This is a genomic window from Gordonia sp. NB41Y, assembly GCF_030718915.1.
GTDB lineage: Bacteria > Actinomycetota > Actinomycetes > Mycobacteriales > Mycobacteriaceae > Gordonia > Gordonia desulfuricans.
Genome location: NZ_CP132196.1, coordinates 5261038 through 5284957, shown reverse-complemented (window position 1 = coordinate 5284957; position 23920 = coordinate 5261038). Strand labels below are relative to the sequence as shown.

The 23920-nt window shown below is 65.7% G+C and carries 17 protein-coding genes and 1 CRISPR repeat array; of the genes, 3 read left to right on the top strand and 14 right to left on the bottom strand.

Going from position 1 to position 23920, the window contains the following annotated elements; all coding sequences use genetic code 11:
- The first annotated feature begins 24 nt into the window (after positions 1-24).
- Positions 25-1554, top strand: a complete 1530-nt coding sequence (locus Q9K23_RS23090) for a bifunctional phosphatase PAP2/diacylglycerol kinase family protein (RefSeq protein ID WP_053777383.1) — start codon at positions 25-27, stop codon at positions 1552-1554.
- A gap of 56 nt (positions 1555-1610) precedes the next feature.
- Here Q9K23_RS23090 and Q9K23_RS23085 read toward each other — a convergent pair whose 3' ends face one another.
- From Q9K23_RS23085 to istA, 3 genes are all read right to left on the bottom strand, one after another.
- Positions 1611-1805, bottom strand: a complete 195-nt coding sequence (locus Q9K23_RS23085) for a hypothetical protein (RefSeq protein WP_152972746.1) — start codon at positions 1803-1805, stop codon at positions 1611-1613.
- A 188-nt stretch (positions 1806-1993) separates the two neighbouring features.
- Positions 1994-2758 carry an IS21-like element helper ATPase IstB gene (gene istB / locus Q9K23_RS23080; protein ID WP_020793145.1) on the bottom strand — a complete coding sequence of 255 codons (765 nt, stop codon included), beginning with the start codon at positions 2756-2758 and terminating at the stop codon, positions 1994-1996.
- A gap of 64 nt (positions 2759-2822) precedes the next feature.
- Positions 2823-4361, bottom strand: coding sequence for an IS21 family transposase (gene istA / locus Q9K23_RS23075; protein ID WP_053777406.1), 1539 nt, complete (start codon positions 4359-4361; stop codon positions 2823-2825).
- Between the two features lie 292 nt (positions 4362-4653).
- Here istA and Q9K23_RS23070 point away from each other — a divergent pair, with 292 nt between their 5' ends.
- A complete protein-coding gene (locus Q9K23_RS23070) occupies positions 4654-5577 on the top strand; it encodes a LysR family transcriptional regulator (RefSeq protein WP_020793853.1) in 924 nt (307 codons plus the stop codon).
- Between the two features lie 121 nt (positions 5578-5698).
- Positions 5699-7831: a CRISPR direct-repeat array (repeat unit 37 nt; unit sequence GCCTCAACGAAGGGTCCGCGACCGAAGTCGCGGACGG).
- A gap of 178 nt (positions 7832-8009) precedes the next feature.
- Here the strand turns inward: Q9K23_RS23070 and cas2 are convergent.
- The 8 genes from cas2 to Q9K23_RS23030 all read right to left on the bottom strand — a co-directional run bounded on the left by cas2 (position 8010) and on the right by Q9K23_RS23030 (position 18666).
- A complete protein-coding gene (cas2, locus tag Q9K23_RS23065; protein ID WP_082365896.1) occupies positions 8010-8309 on the bottom strand; it encodes a CRISPR-associated endonuclease Cas2 in 300 nt (99 codons plus the stop codon).
- Complete coding sequence (locus Q9K23_RS23060) at positions 8306-9913, bottom strand: CRISPR-associated endonuclease Cas4/Cas1 (protein WP_053777385.1); 1608 nt, start codon at positions 9911-9913, stop codon at positions 8306-8308. Before Q9K23_RS23060 ends, cas2 begins: the two co-directional genes overlap by 4 nt.
- 9 nt (positions 9914-9922) lie before the next feature.
- The gene (locus Q9K23_RS23055) at positions 9923-10807 is read right to left on the bottom strand and encodes a CRISPR-associated protein (protein WP_152972747.1); all 885 of its coding nucleotides are present in this window, start codon (positions 10805-10807) and stop codon (positions 9923-9925) included.
- A 131-nt stretch (positions 10808-10938) separates the two neighbouring features.
- Positions 10939-13638 (bottom strand): type I-U CRISPR-associated helicase/endonuclease Cas3, encoded by a 2700-nt coding sequence (gene cas3u, locus Q9K23_RS23050; RefSeq protein ID WP_020789454.1) that lies wholly within the window; start codon positions 13636-13638, stop codon positions 10939-10941.
- On the bottom strand, positions 13635-15206 hold the full coding sequence (csb2, locus tag Q9K23_RS23045; RefSeq protein WP_020789453.1) for a type I-U CRISPR-associated protein Csb2: 1572 nt from the start codon (positions 15204-15206) through the stop codon (positions 13635-13637). The genes cas3u and csb2 overlap by 4 nt, the downstream gene beginning before the upstream one ends.
- Position 15207: 1 nt before the next feature.
- Complete coding sequence (gene cas7u, locus Q9K23_RS23040; protein WP_020789458.1) at positions 15208-16413, bottom strand: type I-U CRISPR-associated RAMP protein Csb1/Cas7u; 1206 nt, start codon at positions 16411-16413, stop codon at positions 15208-15210.
- An 820-nt stretch (positions 16414-17233) separates the two neighbouring features.
- Positions 17234-17650 carry a cytochrome c oxidase subunit 4 gene (locus tag Q9K23_RS23035; RefSeq protein WP_020789459.1) on the bottom strand — a complete coding sequence of 139 codons (417 nt, stop codon included), beginning with the start codon at positions 17648-17650 and terminating at the stop codon, positions 17234-17236.
- Positions 17647-18666 (bottom strand): cytochrome c oxidase subunit II, encoded by a 1020-nt coding sequence (locus tag Q9K23_RS23030; RefSeq protein ID WP_053777407.1) that lies wholly within the window; start codon positions 18664-18666, stop codon positions 17647-17649. The genes Q9K23_RS23035 and Q9K23_RS23030 overlap by 4 nt, the downstream gene beginning before the upstream one ends.
- Before the next feature lie 463 nt (positions 18667-19129).
- Between Q9K23_RS23030 and asnB the strand changes: the two genes are divergently transcribed.
- On the top strand, positions 19130-21055 hold the full coding sequence (asnB, locus tag Q9K23_RS23025; protein ID WP_053777386.1) for an asparagine synthase (glutamine-hydrolyzing): 1926 nt from the start codon (positions 19130-19132) through the stop codon (positions 21053-21055).
- A gap of 87 nt (positions 21056-21142) precedes the next feature.
- Here asnB and Q9K23_RS23020 read toward each other — a convergent pair whose 3' ends face one another.
- From Q9K23_RS23020 to Q9K23_RS23010, 3 genes are all read right to left on the bottom strand, one after another.
- Complete coding sequence (locus tag Q9K23_RS23020; protein WP_020790970.1) at positions 21143-22114, bottom strand: carbohydrate kinase family protein; 972 nt, start codon at positions 22112-22114, stop codon at positions 21143-21145.
- 128 nt (positions 22115-22242) lie between these two features.
- On the bottom strand, positions 22243-22602 hold the full coding sequence (locus Q9K23_RS23015) for an iron-sulfur cluster assembly accessory protein (protein WP_020790973.1): 360 nt from the start codon (positions 22600-22602) through the stop codon (positions 22243-22245).
- Between the two features lie 196 nt (positions 22603-22798).
- Positions 22799-23863, bottom strand: coding sequence for a glycerate kinase (locus tag Q9K23_RS23010; RefSeq protein WP_305950298.1), 1065 nt, complete (start codon positions 23861-23863; stop codon positions 22799-22801).
- Positions 23864-23920 lie beyond the last annotated feature (57 nt).

The following is a 23920-nucleotide window of genomic DNA, read 5'->3' as shown; positions in this document are numbered from 1 at the left end:
ACGGTTGCAGGTAGCGTGGCTCCCATGGATGTCCGCCCGCTTGGGATCCTTCCGTGGCACACCGCACTCCGACGTCGCACTCGTCACGTGACCCACGGTCTCGGTTCACTCGACGCCGCCGTCTTCGACGCGATCGCACAGTCCCCGAGCGAACTGCTCGATGCCACCATGCCCCCGCTCACCCGCGCCGCCGATCACGGAAAGCTGTGGATGGCGATCGCGGTGGCATGCGGACTGAGCGGCCGTCCTCGGTTGCAGCGCGGCGCGGTTCGGGGACTGGCCTCGCTGGCCGTCACGAGCCTGGTCACCAACCAGGTCGCCAAACGGCTCCGACGCCGGCCCCGGCCGATGGCGACGGTCGTTCCGCTGGCCCGCCGCGGTCGGCGCCTGCCCACATCGAACTCGTTGCCGTCCGGTCACTCGGCCAGCGCCGCCGCGTTCGCCACCGGGATGGCCATCGAGGATGCTCCCGCCGGTCTCGTGGTGTCGGCGCTGGCCGGACTGGTCGGGTTGTCCCGGATCGCCACCGGCGCCCACTATCCCGGCGACGTGTTGCTGGGCCTGGGTATCGGTGCCGCCGTCGGCACGATCGGCGGCCAGATCGCGCCGCCGATCACCCGCCGTCGTATCTCCATCCCGGCGCCCACCGTGGAGGACGCACCCGAGATCTCCGACGGTGCGGGGATGACGGTGCTGGTCAACCCGAAGTCCGGCGGCGGGCGCGGTGCCGACCTCGCCGACTCGGTCGCCGACGCATTCCCGGCCGCCCGCATCCTCGTACTCGACCCCGACGACGATGTCGCCCGGTGCGCGCGCACGGCGACCGACGCCCGGGTTCTCGGTGTGGTCGGTGGGGACGGCACGGTGGCGACCGTGGCCGCCGTCGCGCTCGAACGCGATGTCCCCCTGGCGGTCTTCGCAGGCGGCACGTTCAATCACTTCGCCCGTGACATCGGTACTCCCGACGTCGATGCCACCATCGCCGCGATCCGGTCGGGGCGTACCACTCGCGTCGACGTCGCCCGGCTCGACGACGATCACCTCGTACTCAACACCGTGAGTCTGGGTGCCTATCCGCATTTCGTCCGTACCCGCGATCGCCTGGCCCACCGCACCGGCCGGACGGTGGCCAGTGCGGCGGCACTGCTGCATGTGCTGCGACATCAACGCCCACAACGGATCACCGTCAACGGCGAAGAACTCGACGTGTCGCTGTTCCTCCTCGGCAACTCCATGTACGGGTCGTCCGGATTCACCCCGGTGCGTCGGGCACGTCTCGACGACGGGCTCCTCGACATCCGGTTCCTGGTGGCAGGCAAGCGTTTCGCATTCGCCCGCATAGCCTTTGGGCTGCTGTCCGGCCGACTGCAACGGTCACGCTGTTATCGGGAGCTACAGGTTCCCGAGTTCTCGTTCGACTCCGCCGAGCCGGTCGTCATGTCCCATGACGGCGAGATCGGGGACTCCTACCGGCACGCCCGGGTCACCGTCGACTACCGAAAGCTGAGGGTCTACGGCTCGAGCATCGTCGGTGCCGGCGTCCTGGAGTCCTGAGCGCCCGGCACCGAACCCGCGGTGACCACCGACCCGTGCGCCACCCGATAGTCGAATCACGCTGCAGACGAGGAGCATTCGACGGCGACGACAGGTGCCGGACGCACCTTCCGGCGCAGGCAGACGACGAGGGTGTACGCACCGACCGCGGCCCAGGCCAGGCTCGCCGAGGCACTCGGCCAGGCGCCGTACAACGCTGCGGCAACACCCGCGGCCAGTCCACACACCGCGTTGACGGCAGCATAGGTCACCGAATTCGCATCCAGGCGTCCGCGCGACATCATGAGGTACACAGCGAAGGTTCCGATGGTTCCAACCCATCCGAGCACTGGCGCGAGCATTGAATGTCGACGGTCACGTAATTCCTCAGGGGTTCCGTCACGTAATTCCCCATGTTCGAGCGTGCTGGATTCAGCGTAGCCGAGCAGTCCGGGCGGGGTCAGGTGTTCTTGTTGGCGGGGGTTCCGGGTCGCTTCCGGGGTCGGTAGGACGGCCCGTCCATGAGGATCTGATGGCTGGTGTTGATCAGCCGGTCGAGAAGCGATTCCGCGACGACCGGGTTGGGAAATAGTGGGTACCAGTCCTTGGGTGCGCGGTTGCTGGTCAAGATCAGTGGCTTGCCGGCGATGGCCCGGTCGGAGACCAGGTCGTAGAGGTCGTCGGAGCCGGTGGGGGTGTGCTCGCGCATGGCGAAGTCATCGATGATGAGGACCGCGGGGCGGGTGTATTCGCGCATGCGTTGGCCGATCGTGCGGTCGGCGTGGCCGCCGGCGAGGTCAGCGAGCATGCGTGCGCATTTAACGAACCGTACGTCCACGCCTCGCCGGGCGACCTGGTGGCCGAGTGCCTGTGCCACATGGGTTTTACCGACTCCGACCGGCCCGTAGAGGATGACTGATTCCCCGGCATCGAGCCACCGCAGGGCGGCGAGGTCACGAAGCATGGCGGCGGGTAGTTTCGGGTTGGCGGTGAAGTCGAAGTCTTCGAAGGTGACGTGCTGTTCGAACCGGGCGCGTCGAAGTCGTCGGTCGAGAGCGGCGTGTTCTCGGCGGGAGATCTCGTCTTCGCAGAGCACTTGGAGGAACTCCAGGTGCCCGAGCCCGCCGTCGCGGGTTTGGGCCAGCCGAGCATCGAGAGTGTCGAGCATGCCGCCCAGTTTCAGGGTTTTCAGCGCGGCACGCAGGCTGGGATCATGGATGGTCATAGCAGCGGTTCCTTGGTTAGATGACTTGAAAGTGGTTGTCTATCAATGTGAATAGGGCAGGCCGTTATTGGCCTGATGCGGTATCGAAGGCCTGTGGGCCGCGGAGCAGCGCTGGGGTGGCTGTAGTGGCCGGAGCGGGCGCTCCCTCGTTTTCGGTGCCGGCAACCAGGATTCCTTTGATGGTGCGGTACTGCACATCGCCGACCTGCACAGCGCGGTGGCATGCGGCATTGATCCGATGGTCGGGATAGTTCTTCCGTAGTCCCACGATGCCTTGAATCGCCCGTAAGCGGTGGAGGGCGTTGAGCTCAGAGAGTTCGGCGACGACGGCTACCGCGTCGGGGCCGATCTCGTCGGCTTGCCGACGGCACCAGGACACCGTCTGCAGGGCATGGGCGACTTTGTGGGGTGGGTAGTGCTCGAAGTTCGTCGACCGGCCCGTCAGGTGCAGGACGTGGGTAGCTGCTACCTCGTCGCCGTCGAAGATCTGCACGATGTCGCCGGCGGTGCGGACGGTGACGCGCTGCCCGATCAACCGCCACGGCACCGAGTACAGGGCTTTGCCCGCTTTGACGTGACAGTCCGCAGCGACCTTCCCGACGTGATAGACAACATGCTCAAATCGTCGTGGCGGCAACGGTTTCAGGGTTGACTGTTCAGCCTTGGTGAACAGCTCCATGGGAGGCATACCATCGATTCCACGATGTGAATGACGCCCGTACACCTCGGTACACCACACCACTGCGGCATCTTGCATCTGCGGCACCGACGTGAAAGTGCGACCCCGCCAGAACGAGTCCCGGATGTAGGGCATGGGGCGTTCAATCCGTGGTTTGTCCTTGGGCTTGCGGGCGCGTGCCGGGTCGATCACGACGTCGTAGAACGCCGCGAACTCGGCGTAGGCCCGGTTGATCTTCGGATCGTAGAGATCGGGCCGCTCGACTCCGATCTTGAGGTTGTCACACACGATCCGGGTAGGGGTGCCGCCGAAGTAGTCGAATGCCGCCACATGCGAGGCGCACCAAGATGATTGATCCATCCGCAGCACCGGTTGCACAAACAGCATCCGCGAACACGCCAAGATCATCGCGAATGCCCAGACCGTGACTCGCCGATCGGCGACAGGATCGTGCCACATGCCGAGTTTGCCGTAATCGACCTGCGCCTCCTCGCCGGGCGTGACTGCTCCACGCGGCACCGTTGCCTTGCGCTCAGCGACTTGTTCGGCGAATGCTGTTGCCACGTATCGGCGTACCGACGATTCTGATACGTCTACGCCGTGATCGTCTCGTAGCCGTTGCGCAATGGTCGCCACGGTCACCGACTCGTCCAACTGCTGGTGGATCCACTCGTGGTGCACCGCGATCGCTGGTCGCGTCACTGCCCGCATCGTCGGGTCGGCCACCTCGGGGAACCAACTGACGATCAGCTCTCGCCATACCTGCTCGTCGAACCGTTCACCGTTGCTGGGCATCATGCCGGCCGCGATCGCAGGCGCCAGGTACTTTCGGATCGTTTTTCGGTCGATCCCTAACGCCGCCGAGATCTGCACCTGGGACCGGCCGCTATGCCAATGCCGGAACAACTCCATCAAATCAGTCATCGTCCACGTTCTCCTCGCCACCACGGGCCCCTTCCAGGGCCGATGGAAGACCCTGCAAGAAGCGAACCTGCAGCCGCGCCCGAACCCCGAGCGACACACCCCGGGGTGGGGAATTACGTGACGGCTGGGTGGGGAATTACGTGACGGACAACCCCATCAACCTGGGGAATTACGTGACCGCTGACAATTGAACGGCATTCCTTTTCTCGTCGAAACAACTGCGCCAAGCTTCCGACAAGAATGCTGTTTAGGTCAATTGAAATCCTCTACAGAGGGTGTTTAGCATACGTGAATGAACATCGATCCGAGCCGGCTCCGCTATCTGCTGGCCGTCGCGCGTACCGGCGGTGTGCTCGCCGCGGCGGACGAACTCCACGTGACACCGTCGGCGGTCTCCCAGCAGATCACCCGTCTGGCACGAGAAACGGGACACCCCTTGATGACCCGGACGCCCGGCGGATCGGCGCTCACCCCGGAAGGCCTCGCCCTCGCCGAGGCCGCGCAGGAGATCGAACGGACCCTGGCCGCCGTCCGCTCACGGCTCGAGCACGGTGACGAAGAACTCACCGGCCCGCTTCGCATCGGCGGCTTTCAGAGTTTCCTCTCGGTGGTGATCGCCCCGAGCCTGCCCGAATGGCGACAGAGTCTGCCCGGAGTCCGATTCCACATCATGGAGGCCTATCCCGCCGCTTTGATGAAGGCACTGCGAACGGGCGACCTCGACGCCGCCGTCTTCGAGCTCGACACCGGAGAAGAAAGCGCACAACTGCCCAAGGGAATGGTGGAGATCCCCCTCCTCGACGATCCCTGGAGACTCGCGATCCCCGCGGGCACGCTGTTCACCGATGTCTCCGATCTGGAACGCGCACGCCTGCCGTGGCTCGGCGAACAGCCCCCGGCCGCGAGTTCCCGTGCGGCGTCGAGACTTCGGGCGACCCTCGGCTTCGAACAATCGGCCGTCCACGAATTCCACACCACCGAAACGGGACTCGCGCTCGTGGCCGCGGGCGAGGGTATGGCGGTCTTCCCCGATCTGGCATTGCGGTGGATCACCCACGAGTCGGTGGAGATCGTCGACGTGCAGGGGCTGGGCACGCGCCGGATCGTGCTCCGCGGTCATCCCCGCAGTGAACGCGCCAAACGGCACCTCGCCTCGATCAGCACCCTGCTCCGTGATGCGATCACCGCACGGGTGCTGACCGAACCCGTGCAATAGTGGACCACTCACCCTGATTGCACTCGTCGCCTCACAGACTGCCGGTCGTACGTTAACTCGTCGATACCCAGGACGCGTGACACACGAGAGCTAGTTTCCCGGCATCGCCAACAAACGTGCCGGCTCAACGAAGGGTCCGCGACCGAAGTCGCGGACGGATGGCGCTGTTCGAAGGCGGTGCGTGATGGGTGTCGGCGAGCCTCAACGAAGGGTCCGCGACCGAAGTCGCGGACGGACGCGCATGCAGGGCAAGTGGCTGCAGTACGACATCCCGCCGCCTCAACGAAGGGTCCGCGACCGAAGTCGCGGACGGTCGTCGATGATGTCGTCTCGGTCGCGCATGGACATGTTGCCTCAACGAAGGGTCCGCGACCGAAGCCGCGGACGGCGGCTGACGGTTCCGCCGCTGGCGTCGGACAGTGCCTGGCCTCAACGAAGGGTCCGCGACCGAAGTCGCGGACGGTGGCCAACCCGACCTCTGCGGAGTCGTACGACGCCTCGCAGCCTCAACGAAGGGTCCGCGACCGAAGTCGCGGACGGGTTGATCCGCCATCTCCGCCCGCGCCACTGTCGGTGGCCTCAACGAAGGGTCCGCGACCGAAGTCGCGGACGGAGGAACCCGGCAGCATGCAGGGCACGGGCACGGGTGCGGCCTCAACGAAGGGTCCGCGACCGAAGTCGCGGACGGACGTCGAGCAGGTCGGCGGTGGTGTGGCGAGGTACGGACGCCTCAACGAAGGGTCCGTGACCGAAGTCGCGGACGGGTCCGGGTCGAAGCTCGGGCTCGGTCTGTTCGCCGAACCGCCTCAACGAAGGGTCCGCGACCGAAGTCGCGGACGGGTGCCCATCGACTCGATCGAGGACGCACCCACTGAGATGCCTCAACGAAGGGTCCGCGACCGAAGTCGCGGACGGCGGCTCGACCTCAGTTGTGCCCGAAGCCAATAGATCAGGCCTCAACGAAGGGTCCGCGACCGAAGTCGCGGACGGTTGAGAGTCGACTGGGTGAGTGTCCCCTCACCGTTCTGCCAGCCTCAACGAAGGGTCCGCGACCGAAGTCGCGGACGGGGTGGGGGGGCACCCCTCGCGCGTCCCGGCGCGGCACTCGCCTCAACGAAGGGTCCGCGACCGAAGTCGCGGACGGGTCTGTAGCAGCGGCATCACCAGGCGGGTCTCGGTCAGGCCTCAACGAAGGGTCCGCGACCGAAGTCGCGGACGGGTCGAGGGCGTAGGCGCCACCGGTCTCGGTGCCGAGGGCCTCAACGAAGGGTCCGCGACCGAAGTCGCGGACGGTCTTGACGAACTGGCAGCTAACGCAAAGGCTTTCAGTGATGCCTCAACGAAGGGTCCGCGACCGAAGTCGCGGACGGCCAAACACCGGTGCCCCGCGTCGTATCGAAGTGTCCAGCCTCAACGAAGGGTCCGCGACCGAAGTCGCGGACGGTCGTCTGACCGATCGACTCCCGAGGACCGCGCCCGGCTGGCCTCAACGAAGGGTCCGCGACCGAAGTCGCGGACGGGCGGTGTTCGACGCCTCGAACGGCTTGTACCGGTAGCCTCAACGAAGGGTCCGCGACCGAAGTCGCGGACGGGGCTGTGGATTCCGTGTGCGTGTAGGCCGTCTTCGCCTCAACGAAGGGTCCGCGACCGAAGTCGCGGACGGCGGCGACCGCGGCCATGGAGGAGCTCGGGGTCACCGTGCCTCAACGAAGGGTCCGCGACCGAAGTCGCGGACGGCGCCTCGTCGATGAGCAACTGGCACAAGAGCCGTCCGGGCCTCAACGAAGGGTCCGCGACCGAAGTCGCGGACGGCCAAACACCGGTGCCCCGCGTCGTATCGAAGTGTCCAGCCTCAACGAAGGGTCCGCGACCGAAGTCGCGGACGGTCGTCTGACCGATCGACTCCCGAGGACCGCGCCCGGCTGGCCTCAACGAAGGGTCCGCGACCGAAGTCGCGGACGGGCGGTGTTCGACGCCTCGAACGGCTTGTACCGGTAGCCTCAACGAAGGGTCCGCGACCGAAGTCGCGGACGGGGCTGTGGATTCCGTGTGCGTGTAGGCCGTCTTCGCCTCAACGAAGGGTCCGCGACCGAAGTCGCGGACGGCGGCGACCGCGGCCATGGAGGAGCTCGGGGTCACCGTGCCTCAACGAAGGGTCCGCGACCGAAGTCGCGGACGGCGCCTCGTCGATGAGCAACTGGCACAAGAGCCGTCCGGGCCTCAACGAAGGGTCCGCGACCGAAGTCGCGGACGGAGACCCCAGAATACACGGTGGCTGACCTGCATGTATCCCGAGTTGCGCGAGAACCGTCCCCACGACACGCCGGAATTGGCATCGCCTTCACAGTTTGCGGGCCGTACGACATCCCAACCAGGGACAACTGACCGCGAGACATGGCCGTCGACGGAACGCTGCGACTGATGCTCGCATGTCACAAGACAAAACCGAGGTCCTCGGTCGTCGGTCTGCGCTTTCCGACGAACTCGAGTCTGTCCTGTGCTGCACCAGCTGCGTCTCCGAGCCGGCAGAACACTATCGAGTCGACGCTGATGTCGATCTTCGCGATTGCAGACTTCCGTAGCCGGACCTCCTGTGCAGCAGTCAGATCAATCAGGAAGACGCTGTACTGGATTCGGTCACCATATGACTCCAACAGCTTCGCGAGTCTGGTCCGGCGCAGATCGTCGACCACATCGTAGGCGATAAGGAGACGAAAGAGATTCTGACTCAACGTGTCCGAATCCCCACGTAGGTGTCGTCAGTTCCGTCGAGAACCCCGAGAATCATCCTCGCCTGAACCTCGAATGCCCTCTGCCATGTGACCTTGTATCCGAACCTCGGATGGGTGAACTGCTGGGCGATTCGCCGTTGATACTCGCTGGTCACTGCCCGTCGCCCGGTCGGTGTCAGCCGCGGTAAGCCACTCACTTCCGTATTGAAATCTGCAGTGGTGAGCTTCCCTGTGTTGATGGCCGTCAGTACTGCCGAGTCGGCAACGACAGGTCGGAACTGCTCCATGAGATCGAGCGCCAATGCCGGCTTGTTGCGGACCGGACTATGCACGAAGCCGGCGTGCGGATCGAGGCCGCACGCGTGCAGCGCCCGGATACAGTCGGCAAGCAAGAGACTGTAGGCGTAGTTGAGTGCCGCGTTGACCGGATCTCCGGCATGTCGTCCGGTGCGTCCACTCCATCCCCCGGCGAAGCCGCTATCTACGTTGGAGGCCAGGCATTGCTGCAGTCGTCCGAAATAGATGGCGGCAGCCTCGCCTTCAAGACCCAGGATCTCGGGAACCGAGTGCGCGGTCGACACCCTCCGCGCAATCTTCCTCATCTCGGCCACCTCGCTATGTACCGCGACACGCGCGTTGCGTCGCAACTGCGTCGCCTGGTTGGCGACTTTGCATGCGATGAGCTCTCGAGCGAGGTCCAGATGACCTGACTCGCTCAGCACATGCTGGCGGACACGGGCAACGGCGTTGGGCGACTTTGCCGAACGGGCATGACCGACCACACGTCCGGTACCGGAACACCACACGATCGTGTAGCCGCGCCACGGGACCTCGCGGATCAACGCCGACGACACGTCGACATTGCCGTGAATCACCAGTCCAACAACGCGTTCCAGTGGAACCGAGTGAGTTTCCTCCCTGGCCTTGTGGACCACGATCCGCCCAGACCTGATCGATGCCCGACTACCTGGCGTCGTCAGATGGAGGATGTCGCCACCGGGGTTGCTCACCGCAATACGTCTGACCTCAGCCTGCATCACCCGTCGTTCGTCGGGAAGGCATACCCCCACATGGGAACACGAGCGGCAACGTGGATCGTCTACCAACGGCAAGGGCGCCGTGGGCGAGTCGATGACGTTGCGGGTGCGCCGCACCCATTCCAGCGCTTCGCCACGGTCGGCATCGACTGTCTCCACCACAACTGACCTGCGGTGATTCGTGAAGTAGACGCGCTTCTCATCCACCGTTACACCGCTCGCCTCCAGACACATCTGTTGCAACATCAGTTGCATCACGTTGGCCCGGGTGACTTCAGGAACCCGCCTTACCGGTGTCGCCTTGTACTCGATCAAGACGACATGATCTGCTTCTCCTTTCACCACATCGCATTTGCCCACGAGACCCATCTGATCGTGAACCACGTCGACCGACCGGCTCTCCCTCAGATTGTCAGCCGGCCGATCGACACGTTCATGAGCTGCGCCGCCGGCCTCCATCTGTGCACTGTCGACCTGCTCACCCACCGCTTCGATCCATGCACGCCGCTCACAGAAGACGGTGTGTGCCACCAAACTGATCGGTAACACCGATTGTTCCTCGGTCATGGCAATCTGCTAAAACGGCTCGAACGTACCCGAAAGGACCTGGCGTTCGGGTGCGCTGGAGCTTCCGGCCTTACGGATAGGAAACTTCACGATCCCCCGAATTCCCTGCCTCACCAGCCTTTCTCGTGCGCCCACCACTGTGATTCCGTCACGTCCTTCCGGATCACCAAACGCAGAGGTGGAGAAGTCCTGCGACCGAAGGACCCTGCGCAACTTGGCCGGGGTCTGCAACGTGGTGTGCATCGGCAGCGCCATCAGTCCTGGGTGCACTCGATCGGTGGGCCACGCCCCGGGAGTGATCGCCACCCCCGTGAGCCGGGGATACAGACGAAAGGCACTGATCCCCCAGAGCGCACACCATGCAACAGCGTCATCGACCGGACCTGGTGGGACCAGACCCGTTCCGGTGCGCGAGTCCGGCTTCCGCGCACTGTCGTCTACGGCCGCGTCGGTGAATGCCTTCTCGATGACATCGGGTTCGCGCGATTCGACGACCTGTGCCAAGTGCGCCAGCCGATTGCGCACGAAGTCCTCGCCCCGGTTACGGGTCTTCATCTCCCATCGCGACGCCCCTCCGTCGTACTGGGCATTCTTGGTACCGAACTGCCAATAGGCCGGCTCGCCCAGCGCCTGCAGCATCCTGGCATCGAGCCACGACTGATTGATCGGATCATCCAGTGCCGCCCGCCGCTTCGCATAGAGTTCCTCCCAGGCATGAGCGCTCTCGGGGGCAGCGATTCGTGGGCTGAACAGGCCCACCTCCACCGACTTCTTGCCCCGCTGGACCGTGGCCACCTGCTGGACCCAGGATCGAACCTCGGCGTGTCGTCGCGCATGATCGCGGACGACCTCACCAAATGATCCGGCCATGTCGTCCGGGCCTCTGATCGACATCCGTGGTTCGGGGTCCTCGGACCATCGGAGCCGAAGACCATGGCACCGGGCCTCCTCGAGGATCGACGTCAACCCGAATCCGGCGAAGTGGGTCAACGCACTCGTATAGGGGCCGGCAAGAATGATCTCGGTCATGATCCCTCCATCGACACCGTGCAGTCCGCAGCTCGCAGAACACCTTCGAGGTAGGCACATTCCCATGCACCCCAATATCTTTCAGTCACTTCAACAAGCTCGTCCCAGCCGCCCTCATCGAAGAGGACCTCGGCCAGGCCTGCCAGATCGTCCGCGAATCCACTTCGGACCTCCGCCGCCGAGTGCGTGAAGTTCGACCTACCACGTCCGTGACTCGTTCCCACGAGTCTGACGATGAGGTCCCGCTCAGGATCGTGCGCAAAGGCATCCGCCGCGTACACCGCCGACAACTGTTCGTGCCGCCAGCCGACCGGCAGAGCGCTGCGACGTCGGCGCCATCGCGGTACCTCGGCATAGTTGTCGCCGCTCTTCGCCAGTGGCTCCGTCCCTCGTTCCGCGCCGAGCACGCGTTGGAACTCAGGGTGGAGCTTGCCATCATCGTGGTGAAGACCTGCTTCGTACACGACCCGCTGCAGAGTCTCCGACAGCCCAAGGCCACTTGCAATCTCACGCGCACGCCGAGCCACCGCTTCCTGATGACTGGAGAGCACCACCTTTCCGCGACCCGTCCAGGTCTGAAGTGCATCCTCCTGCTGCGCAGCTGAATCAACAGATCGCACGACGGCCCAGGCCAAGATCTCAGAAGCCACCTCCGGTACCGCCGGCGTCTCCACTTGTAGTTCTGCGGGCAAGTCGGGGAGTGCGTACTGAATCTCCCTTACCGCCAACGCTTGTGCCGTATCCTCGGTCTCGGTTTCGTCGGTGTCGTTGTCCCACAGTGCTCGAGTGACCTGCTTGAGGATGGCGGCATCGGATGGATCGTCACCGATCAGTACGCGAAGCGCGTCGCCCCAGATGGTCGCTGCCTGTCCATCCGCGTTGTCGACGGCGATGAGCCCATCCCGCACGATCGGATGGTCGGCGTCGACAATCAGTGTGTCTCCGGGAATGACCCGATCAGCATCGTCGATATCAAGGCGGCGCAGCACTCCTGCACGGACCACGAACACCCGACGGTGACGGGCGGTGCCCCTGATCAGCTCGATGACGGCACCGGCGGTGGCGATCGAAACGGGATACACCTCGTCGGCTATCACCGGTGTCGCCTGCAGCAGCGCGGACGCGGTGGCGTCGTCGACAGGGAGCGGACCCCGTCGGACGACTCCCACGGTGGCCGGCTCGGCTTCCAGATCGTCGCGCAGCCACCGCGCGAGTTCGATGTCGGCCACCAGATCCTCCGACGTCGTCGTGAGGACCTCGACCTCCCCCGGCTCCGGCCGTGACAGGACGGCCCGGGGATGCGCCGCTTCGGGCGGCGGGGACACCGAGATCGCAGCGGGTGCGAGACCGATCGCATCACCGGCCAAGCTCTGGAGCCACCGGTAACTCGAGGCGAGTTCGTCGGCCGCGTACGGGCCATGCCGTGTGGTGGGTTCGGTCTCGGGCACCACCACAACGCATTCCCCCTGATCACGGTTCCCGAGCCGGTTCACACGCCCGGCACGTTGGGCGAGAGAGGTTCCGGGTGCGAGTTCGGTGACCAGCGATGCCAGATCCACATCGATACCCACTTCGAGTGTCTGTGTTGCCACGATGACCCGGATCTCCGAGTCCCCAGACACTGTGAATGCATCGGGATGCCGATCCTTCATCACTGCCAGGTCCAGCGGACGCAACGGCCCGATCCACAGCAGTACCGCGTCGCCGTAGATTCCCCGGAGCTGTGAGTAGACCTCGCCCGCCGTGACGACCGTGTTCACCACGCAGCCGACGGTCTCAAGATCTCCGACCGTCTCCACCTGGCGGACCACCTGCTCGGTGATGAACCTTGCATACGTCTTGCTGGGACGCTTACCCGCCGGCCAGTCCGAGGTCGGCATCAGCGACAGCGGTTTCGGACGTTCGAGCCGCCGGGCGAGCACGTGGTCGGCGTCGAGGTCATCGGGCCCGTCGACGCCGACCGCCGTGGTGTCGTCCACCTCATGTGGCGTCGCCGTGGTGGCAACGATCTGCAATCGCGGTACGCCGAGTCGCTCAGCGTTCGTCAACTGTGCACATCGCCGGGCCGCGAAGAGCAACTGCCGATTCAGATGTGCTTCGTCGAGCACCATCACCGAATCCAAGCCCAGGAGCCCGGCCTCCCGAGGCCGTGCGTTCGGCGAGGTCCCATACCCTCGGAACAGAAGCCGGCTTCCCCACATGTCCGGTGTCGCGCAGATGATCGCACAGGCAGCCGGGTCATCGAACCACTGCACTTCTGATCGCTGGGTGCGCGGAGAGCCGGCAAGTCCGCCCCGCAGGCGCGACAAGATGAACGGACCGGACTCGGGGTGAGACCCGAGCCGTGTGAGGCCTTCCCGAACCCGTGCTGCGACCGATTCCTCCGATGCCGCCTGCAACTGGTCGCGAAGGTGTTGTGCACGATCATGATGCGAGTCGACGATCGCACGCCGATTGACCACTGCCGCAAGGCGACGCGGGACGCGCGGACCGCTCCCCCATCCGGCGAGTGCGTTCACGAACAGATGGACGTCGATGACCGCAGACTTTCCCGACCCGGTCGGTGCGGTGATGTGCTCGGGCCATCCACCATGGTCGACGATGTATCGGCACAGCCGTATCTGCCAGCGGAACGGCGGGTGACCGTTCATTTCACGGAAGTACGCCTCGAAATCCCCGACGCTCAGACCGGTCATGATCGGTATCCCATCGCCGCGGCCGCATCGTGTGGAACATCGAACGGACAGAGCAGACCTCCGCCCAGATGACGACTCTGGCCGATCGCGACGATCGCGGTGTCACTGATCAGGGTCCCCGGACCGAGCACCAATCGGTACGGCTGTGCAACCAGACCCTTCGGCAGTTTGTGGACGTACTTGCCCGTATCCGAGTCAGCTATTCGATGTGTGCTCAACGCCTGCACTCCGCCCCGATCGACCGCCGCGATGAGTGCTGAATAGCGCTCCCCCGCAGGAGCGTTGCGATCTGGAACATCAACGGCCCCCAGGTGGTCTCGGTATGTGAAGCCCACCGACAGCAGTGCCGAGTCCCCCAGCGTCCACGATCGTTCCCCTCGACTCGGTTGTCGGCGTGTTTCCGGAACAACCGCCGGAATCGCGGTCCACAGTCGGGTCGACAACTCGTCGGACGCATGCCAGAAGGATGCGGCGTCGTGGATCGTCGGAGCACCGAGTCGGATTCCACCGTGAGCGCCACGGTACAGCCGTGTCAGCGACGCCAAGACCGTCGCGATGGATTCCAGGCCACCCTCGGGGAGCAGAAGGGCCATTCCCGCACCGAGATGCGGGTGTGCCGAGGCCGACACGATGCTCTCCGGAAGCGGCTGAATTGCAATGCGATTCGTCGGGCGCGGGGCACCGGTCGTGTAACGGCCGGTGACCAGCGGCGACGCATCGTCGCCGAGCAGCGCCGTCAACGCACGGTGCATGGTGACCGACCATGCAACCCGGTCGTCAGGCCCGACATCCCGGTTGGTCGGAAAATGGACGATGTGAACCCAGGGTGCGTTGACCTCGATGGTCGGTGTGATCTCGTCGTAGCCCAGAACGACCTTCAGATCATGCGACAGCGACGGCGGAGCAGGAAGCTCCGATGCCTTCCACTTGTCCGCCGAGACGCTCGGCGGTTTGATCGGTTGCGCGCGAACGTAATCGACGTCGAGTTCAGCCGTCCTGCCGGGTGCCGCCACCGGCAGCCGAATCGCGACCGAGTTGAACGGGCCCTGTTTCTGCGCCCGCCGATGAGTTGGTTCGATCGTCCCGACCTCCAGCACCACCGGAGAGTCCGCCTCACCCAGGCATGGAACGTCGGCGCACAGGGCGTCCAGCGTCGTCTGGATGTCGTCGGGAACCTGCGCCCATCCCCACCCGATGGGCCCGGCCAGCGCCGTCGAGTCGGTCACGAAGCGCCGCGTCTTGCGCCGTGTCGGTGCGGTTGCGGCGTTCTCCACCACGCCTTCATCACGAAAGGCGAACGCGCCGTTGGTCTGATCGGCGTTCATCTCCCAGTGTGGGAGCTCGATGTAGTCGGGTGGGTTGTCTTCGAGCCATTCCAGCGCGCGAGAGGCGTCTCCATTACGGCTCAGTTCACCTTGCCCTGACGCCGCGGTGCAACCGTTGCCGGCCGCGGCCACCAGTGCAGCGTGCAGCCGAAGCGGGGAGGGCAAGAGGTCGGCCTGTCGATCCGGCCGGTGCCCGCGATAGATCCCGAGCGGGAATCTGGCCCGGATACCGATGACGCTCATGTCAGTCCTCGTCGTCGGTATCGGCATCGGCGTTGTTGATGATCAGGTCGTTGCCGGTGACCTCGAAGACCTGACCTTCCCAACGGATACCTGCGAGTGACCGGGCATTCTCGATCGAGGCATTCAGCAACGCGTCGGCGTCCGCGATGGCGAGTGGCTCGAGGTCGATGGTCTTACCGTGCCGGGCATCGATGGTGACCGACGTCGGTCCGGCCTCACGAAGGTTGCAGTTGGCACGGAGATCGAGCTCGGCATCCGCCCGCGCCAGACCTGCGAGTGCGTAGGCAACCAGCAGGGCGCGGCATGCGGCGTCCCCGTCAGGGCCTGCACCGAATCGAAGCTGACGTAGGGCACTGAACGTGATGACATGTGAGCGGATGATCCGACGGCATGCGACCAGCCCGAGCCCGGCGAGTGACGGCGGGATCGCGCCGAGACCGAGCGGTGCGGCCGATGTCCGTCCACTGCGCGATGACTTGATGTCCTTCTCGATCTTCTCCACGTTCTTCGTCGAGAGTTCATCGCGCTGATCGTCGAGCAGTTGCTTCAGCTGGGGACCGGTGAGTCGAACGCTGGCGGCGATCGGGTCCACGCGTGCCCCGCCTCGGCGGGGCGGAGTGGTGCCATCCGGGCCCTGATCGGCGAGAACACCGATGACCTCGCCGACGAGACCGCTTCGATAGCGCCCTTGGCGGGACTTTCTGGTGGAGTCCCATCCGCCGAACACAAGTGCAGTGGGCGCCAGTTCCAGGATGGGGCGAACGTCGGCTGTCGTGGCGTTTCGGGCCGCCAGGTAGTCGGGATGCTGTGTCACCGGGGCACCATCGACGCTGCCTGCTCGGATGTGACCGTCATAGAGACGGTGCGGCAAGGTGTAGTCGAACTCCCGATGACCGCCGCCGTAGGTGACCGCAATACGAGGCGTGAGTGAGAGCGGGTCGATGCCGTCATCGATCGCCTTCTCGATCTCGACCTCCACGCGATTGAGTTGGGACGCCTTCGAGTCGATGAGCACGACCTTCGCGGTCTCGTCGTCGACGAACCTCGTCTCGTAGGCGTACGTCGCGTTCCGCTGGTCGACGAATCGGGCAGGTGCGACACCGCCGTGCTCCCCCTCGGCCGGGGTCAGATCGGTGACCGATGTGAGAGCCGCGGCACCACCGGGCCGGCATGCGGCGGTCAGCATATCCAGATCGAGCTGCGTCATGGCAGATCCGTCCTTGTTGTCGGTGGCGATCAGTAGGGTTCGCCGATATAGAAGACGCTACGTCGACCACCTCGAGGCGTCCATCATTCGCACAGATGAATCCACAAGTGGAACTCCAACAACCATGTACCCCTAACGGCAGACGGGCTGGTGACCCATCACAGATCACCAGCCCCAACCGAAGGTCCGGCCAACTCATAGCCCGCCGGAGGCTGTGCTCAACTCACGAGAGGAATGCCAACGACCATGCCTCAACGAAGACCGTGAATACGGATCGAGCGTCCCCAGCTTAGCGTCGCCGACCAAGACCTCAGGTGACACGTACGGAATGAACCGACGTCGACCGTGGTGACGTCGGGATGCTCGTCCTGCGGAGATTTCGACACGCCTCGTCGCTGCGCTCCTCGTCGGCTCAATCGGCGTGAACTGCGCGCCCCGTCAGATCGGCCACCGGCCAACCACGCGGCCCGATCGGTGCGCTCCTCGTCGACTCAATCACCGTAAACCGCGCGCCCCGTCAGATCGGCCACCGGTCGACCACACGCCCCGATCGGTGCGCTCCTCGTCGGCTCGATCACCGTAAACCGCGCGTCCCGATCGCCGCGCTCCTCGTCGGCTCAATCAGCGTGAACTGCGCGTCCCGATCGGTGGGCTCCTCGTCGGCTCGATCAGCATGAACTGCGCATCCCGACCGTGCGCTGCTCGTCGGCTCGATCACCGTGCCCGAACACCTCGCCACCGATTCGCTGCGATCCCCCGACAACGCGACAGGCCGCATCCCCCACAAGGGATGCGGCCTGTCGGCGGTCTGGAACCAGACTCAGTGCTTCTCGGGTCCGACGTGGTACTCGAAGACCATGCCGGCGGCGCTGCCCATGATGCAGGCGGCGCAGAAGATGCAGAACCAGATGTTGCCGGTGGCGAAACCGACGGCGAACATCGCGGCGGACGCGGCGATCAGGATCGGCCACCAGGAGTGCGGGCTGAAGAAGCCCAGCTCGCCGGCGCCGTCCTCGATCTCGGCCTCTTCGTAGTCCTCCGGGCGGATCTCCACCCGTCGGGACACGAACCGGAAGTAGGTACCGGCGATCAGCGTCAGACCGGCACTGAAGAACATGCCGACCACGCCGACCCACTCCACACCGCGGCTGGTGAATGCGGTGCACAGCGTGTAGATCACGCCGGCCAGGAAGAAGAACGCCGTCAGGAGTTCGAAAAGTCGGGCTTCGACCTTCACGATGCTGCTCCGCTCTTGATCGTGCAGTTGGCGATGCGGGTGTTGTTCGGGTCACCGGTGGCGGTGGCGCTGCCATCGCTCTTGCGGCGGGTGTCGAACGGAACGGTCACCACCGACTCAGGCTCCTGGCAGATCGCCTGCAGCGCCTCGGCATTGGTGGCCGTCGGGTTGGCCTCGCGGTACTTGATGTAGGCGTCGAAATCGTCGCCCGACACCGCACGCACCTCGAAGTTCATCATCGAGTGGTAGGTACCGCACATCTCCGCGCAGCGGCCGACGAAGGCGCCCTCGGTGTCGATCTTCTCGACCTGGAAGACGTTGTCGGTGTGGTTCTGCTCCGGGAAGGGCAGCACGTCGCGCTTGAACAGGAACTCCGGAACCCAGAAGGAGTGGATGACGTCGGCGGCAGCCAGATCGAACTGGATGCGACGCTCGGTCGGCAGCACCAGGATCGGGATCTCGGTGGAGGTACCGAGGGTCTCGATCGAGTTGAACTTCAGGTAGTTGCGGATGTCGTCATCGCGACCGTTGGCCGGACCGGGCAGCTCTTCGCCGTGGTCGTTGGTCTCCTGCAGCTGCAGGTCGAACGGGCTTCCGTCGTGCTGGAAGAAGCTCTTCTCCGAACCGTCGGCAAAGGTGACGTCGCGGTAGCCGAACTTCCAGTTCCACTGGAAGGCGGTGACGTCGACGACGACCTTGGGGTCGTCGGTCTTCTTCTCGACCTGGTTCTGCACGATCACCGTGAAGTAGAACAGCACGGCGATGATGACGAACGGGATCGCCGTGTAGGTGAGCTCGAGCGGCACGTTGTAGGCGGTCTGACGAGGGAACTCGTCCTTGCCTTCCTTGTGCCGGTGGAAAGTGATGGTCCAGAAGATCAGGGCCCACACCAGAATGCCCATGATGAGGGCCGCGATGACCGACCAGGTCCACAGCTTCCGCATCACTTCGGCTTCCGGAGTGATACCGACCGGCCAGCCGAATCGCACGATCTCGTCGCCGCTACACCCCGTCATCAACAGAGCGCCGACGGCGAGGATCCCGGCGATGCCGATCCGTTTTGCCGTCCGCGACGCGGACGAAGCACGTCGGGCCGGGGGCCGTCCACCGTGTGCCAATTTCACGCCTTCCTGCTCGCTCGGCGCGACGTCTCCGTCGGCCGAGTCGCACGCCACATGACCTGCTCCGGCGCGATCGCCCGTCCGACCACTGTCGTAAGACGTTGCCCGGGACCGGGCACCACGATTCACACCGTGGCCGCGCCTGTGTACTACGCAGCGTAGACCAACTCACGGGAACTTTTTCGGTTGGGGTGCATCCGCGCGTCGAAAACTCCGAAAGCCCACGCAGACGCCCAGTTCGCGATCCAGGACACACGAGGCGAGGGCGCCGCGAGTGCCCGGATACGGCATACTCGGAGACCGGCCGGGACGCCTCGTCCCGGATCTGGGGAACTCGAGTCGAAAGAGGCCTTTACTGGTGTGTGGTTTGCTCGGTCTGCTGACGTCCGACGGTTCGGCGGGCAGCGCCGTCGACCTCCTCTCGAAGGCCTCGCACTGCATGCGGCACCGCGGCCCCGACGAGCCGGGAACCTGGCACGACGACGATCTCGTCCTGGGCTTCAACCGGTTGTCGATCATCGACATCGAGCACTCGCATCAGCCGCTGCGCTGGGGTCCGCCGGACAATTCCGACCGCTACGCGCTGGTGTTCAACGGCGAGATCTACAACTATGTCGAGATCCGCGCCGAGCTGGCCGCCGACGAGGGCACGGTCTTCCGTACCGAGGGTGACGGCGAGGCGATCGTCGCCGCCTTCCACCATTGGGGTCCCGACGCGGTACGCCGGTTGCGCGGCATGTTCGCCTTCGCCATCTGGGACACCGAGAACCGCACCCTGTTCCTGGCGCGCGATCCGTTCGGCATCAAGCCGATGTTCCTGGCGACCGGCCCGGGCGGTACCGCCTTCGGCAGCGAGAAGAAGAGCCTGCTCGAGCTGCTCGACCGCCTGCAGCTGGGCACCGAACTGGATCTGCGGGCCCTCGAGCACTACACCGAGTTGCAGTACGTCCCCGAGCCGGAGACCGCGCATGCGTCGATCCGTCGCCTCGAGTCCGGCTGCCACGCGACCCTCGCGCCCGGCCAGGCGCCGAAGGTCACGCGCTACTTCACCCCGCAGTTCGGCGTCGTCCCGGTCACCGACGCGACCCGGCAGCGCCGCTACGACCAGATCGCCGAGGTGCTCTCGGACTCGGTCGCCAAGCACATGCGCGCCGACGTCACCGTCGGGTCGTTCCTGTCCGGCGGCATCGACTCCACCGCGATCGCCGCGCTGGCGATCCGGCACAACCCGGATCTGATCACCTTCACCACCGGCTTCGAGCGTGAGGGCTACTCCGAGGTCGACGTCGCCGTGGAATCCGCCGAGGCGATCGGCGCGCGCCACATCGTCAAGGTGGTCTCGGAGAGCGAGTTCATCGACGCCATCCCGCAGATCGTCTGGTACCTCGACGACCCGGTCGCCGATCCGGCGCTGGTCCCGCTGTACTTCGTGGCCGCCGAGGCCCGCAAGCACGTCAAGGTGGTGCTCTCGGGTGAGGGCGCCGACGAACTGTTCGGCGGCTACACCATCTACAAGGAACCGCTGTCGCTGTCGGCGTTCGACAAGATGCCCACCATCATGCGCCGGCTGGCCGGCAAGGTGTCCGACCGCATCCCCGAGGGCACCCGCGGCAAGAGCCTGCTGCATCGCGGGTCGCTGACCCTCGAGGAGCGGTACTACGGCAACGCCCGCAGCTTCGACGACGCCCGGCTGCAGGCGGTGCTGCGCGACTACCGGCCGGAATGGACCCATACCGACGTCACCGCCCCGATCTATGCGATGAGCGAGGGCTGGGACCCGGTCGCCCGGATGCAGCATCTCGACCTGTTCACCTGGTTGCGCGGCGACATCCTGGTCAAGGCCGACAAGACCACCATGGCCAACTCGCTCGAGTTGCGGGTGCCGTTCCTCGACCCGGAGGTGTTCGCCGTCGCCGAGCGTCTCCCCTACGAGGAGAAGATCGCCCACGGCACCACCAAGTACGCACTGCGCAAGGCGCTCGAGCAGATCGTGCCGCCCCATGTGCTGCACCGTCGCAAGCTCGGCTTCCCGGTGCCCATCCGCCACTGGCTGGCCGGCTCGCAGATGTACGACTGGGCCCACCAGACGATCGCCGACTCGCAGACCGACCACCTCTTCGACAAGTCGGTGGTGCTGGCGATGCTCGACGAGCACCGGGACGGCGTCATCGACAACAGCCGCCGGCTGTGGACGGTGCTGATCTTCATGGTGTGGCATGCGATCTTCGTGGAGAAGACGCTGGTCCCCCAGATCACCGATCACACCTACCCGGTCAAGCTCTGACCTGATCGCGGGCAGACACCGAAAGAGGGCCGAACCCGTCGCGGGTTCGGCCCTCTCTGGTCGATCAGGGATGTGCCTGCCGGGGCGTCAGAAGATCGCGCCGATCTCCTTGGCGGCGTCGGCACCATAGGCGCCCTCGATCCGCGACAGCGCCGAGGCATGATCCCAGGTCCAGTCCTGGGTGGAGACGGTCTCCAGGACGAGCACGGCCACCATCGAGCCGAGCTGGGCGGCCCGCTCGAAGCCGAGTCCCTTGCTCAGGGCGGTCAGGAAACCGGCCCGGAAGCCGTCGCCGACACCGGTCGGGTCGACCTGTGCGGTCTCGGGCACCACCGCGACGTGGATGCGCTCGCCGCCACGCTCGACGATCTCCACGCCACCGGCACCGAGGGTGGTGATGCGGGTGCCGACCATCTCGCCGATCCGCTCCGCCGACAACCCGGTCTTCTCGCGCAGCAGCGCCCACTCGTACTCGTTGGTGAACAGGTAGGTCGCGCCGTCGATCAGCGACCGCGCGGTCTCACCGTCGAGCCGGGCCAGCTGCTGGGACGGATCGGCGGCGAACGGGATGCCCAGGGTGCGGCACTCGTCGGTGTGGGCGACCATGCCGGCCGGGTCGTCGGCGCCGATCAGCACCAGATCCGGGGTGCCCGCGGTGGTGATGACGTCGCCGAGGGCGATCTCGCGGGCCTCGCTCATCGCACCGGCGTAGAACGACGCGAGCTGCGCCATGGTCTCGTCGGTGGTGCACATGAAGCGGGCGGTCTGCTTGGTCTCGGAGACACGCACCGAACGGCAGTCGACGCCGTGCGCCTCCAGCCACTGCCGGTAGTCGTGGAAGTCGGCGCCGACCGCGCCCACCAGCACCGGCGAGCCACCCAGCTCCCCCATCGCGTAGGCGATGTTGCCGCCGACCCCGCCGCGGCGGACCACGAGATCCTCGACGAGGAAGCTCAGCGAGATGTGTTCGAGTTGATCACCCAGGAGCTGTTCGGAGAACTTGCCCGGAAAGGTCATCAGATGATCGGTCGCGATCGAGCCACACACAAAGATGGTCACGAGGTGTCCTTCGCCCTTCAGTCGGTCGACATGCAGTGGTGCCTCACGTTACTGAGGGTGCCCAAACGCCACCGACCGCACCCCGGCGTTGCGGGGTGCGGTCGGTGGGTGTCCGGTGCGGGGATCGATCAGTTGAACGAGTCGCCGCAGGCGCAGCTGCCGGTCGCGTTCGGGTTGTCGATGGTGAAACCCTGCTTCTCGATGGTGTCGACGAAGTCGATGGTGGCTCCCTGAACGTACGGGGCGCTCATCCGGTCGACGGCGAGGGTGACGCCGCCGAAGTCGTCGGTGAGGTCACCGTCGAGGCTGCGGTCGTCGAAGAACAGCTGGTAGCGCAGGCCCGCACAGCCACCGGGCTGGACGGCGATCCGCAGCGCCAGGTCGTCGCGGCCTTCCTGATCGAGCAGGGCCTTGGCCTTACCGGCGGCGGCGTCGCTCAGGTTGACACCGGTGGTGGTCGCGGTGCCGGATTCGTTCTGCACGGTCATCGATGCTCCTCAGGGGTGATCGTCGTCGCCACGCCGACTCGATGATGTCGGCGAGTGATCGGTTCCGGGGCGGACCCCGGAGGACAGACATCCGACGGGTCGTCGACCCGCGGACGTGATGCCGTTGGTTCAACCGTACCGCGTGCCGGCCTATTCCCGCCGCCACGATGGACCACACGGTGAATTCGCCGGATGTTCACCCCGGCCAGGCCGCGGCCACCGCACGTGTCAGTCCGGTCAGCTGGGGTCCGGCGTCATCCATCGCGACCTGCACCGATCCGGCGTGGTCGACGATCGAGTGGGCCGCGGCGATCCCGGCGTCGGCGATCTCGTCGGCCCCCAATGTGACCTGCCCCGCCACCACCAGCACGGGCACGTGCGACGCCCGGGCCGTGGCGGTCAGCGCCGACACCACCTTGCCGCGCAGGGTCTGCGAGTCGAACCGGCCCTCCCCGGTGATCAGCAGATCGGCGGCGGCGATGTCGGCGTCCCGGCCGGTGGCCTCGGCGACGACGGTCGCCCCCGACACCCGGCGACCGCCGAGCGCCAGCAGGGCCGCGCCGAGTCCGCCGGCCGCCCCGGCCCCGGTCTCGGCGCTGATGTCGCGGCCGGCGAGTTCGGTGAGCACCCGGTTCCACTCGGCCATCCGATGTTCGAGCCGGACCAGCGCGGCGGCGTCGGCGCCCTTCTGCGGGCCGAACACGGCGATCGCGCCGAGCGGCCCGAGCAGCGGGTTCTCCACGTCGGAGGCGGCCACCACGTCGATGCCCGCACACCGCTCGAGGGCGCGCTCGGGTCCGCCGAGCGCCTCGATCAGGCCGCGACCCCCGTCATTGGAGGCGCTGCCGCCGAGCCCGACGACGACCGAGGCGACCCCGGCGCGCAGTGCGGCGTCGACGAGCATCCCCACGCCGGTGGTGTCGGCGGTCTGGGCGGTGCGCGGGGTGGGGCCACCGCCGAGCTGATGCAGTCCGCATGCCTGCGCGCATTCGACGTAGCCGACGAGGTGGTCGGGATCGCGGTCGTCGAGCAGCCACCGCGCGGTGACCGACGCACCGAGCGGGCCGGGCACGGTCTCGGTGTGCACCTGTCCGAACCGGCCGGCGAGGACGTCGACGAACCCCGGTCCGCCATCGGACTGCGGTGCGTGCACCACCTCGTCGTCGGGGCGCGACGCCGACCATCCGGTCGCGATCGCGTCGGCGGCCTCGACCGCGGTCAGGGTGTTGCCGAACGAATCCGGTGCGATCAGGACGCGCATCGCCACTCCTGTGCAACGGTGTGAACTCCGGGGGACGCCATGCGGGCAAAGTATAGG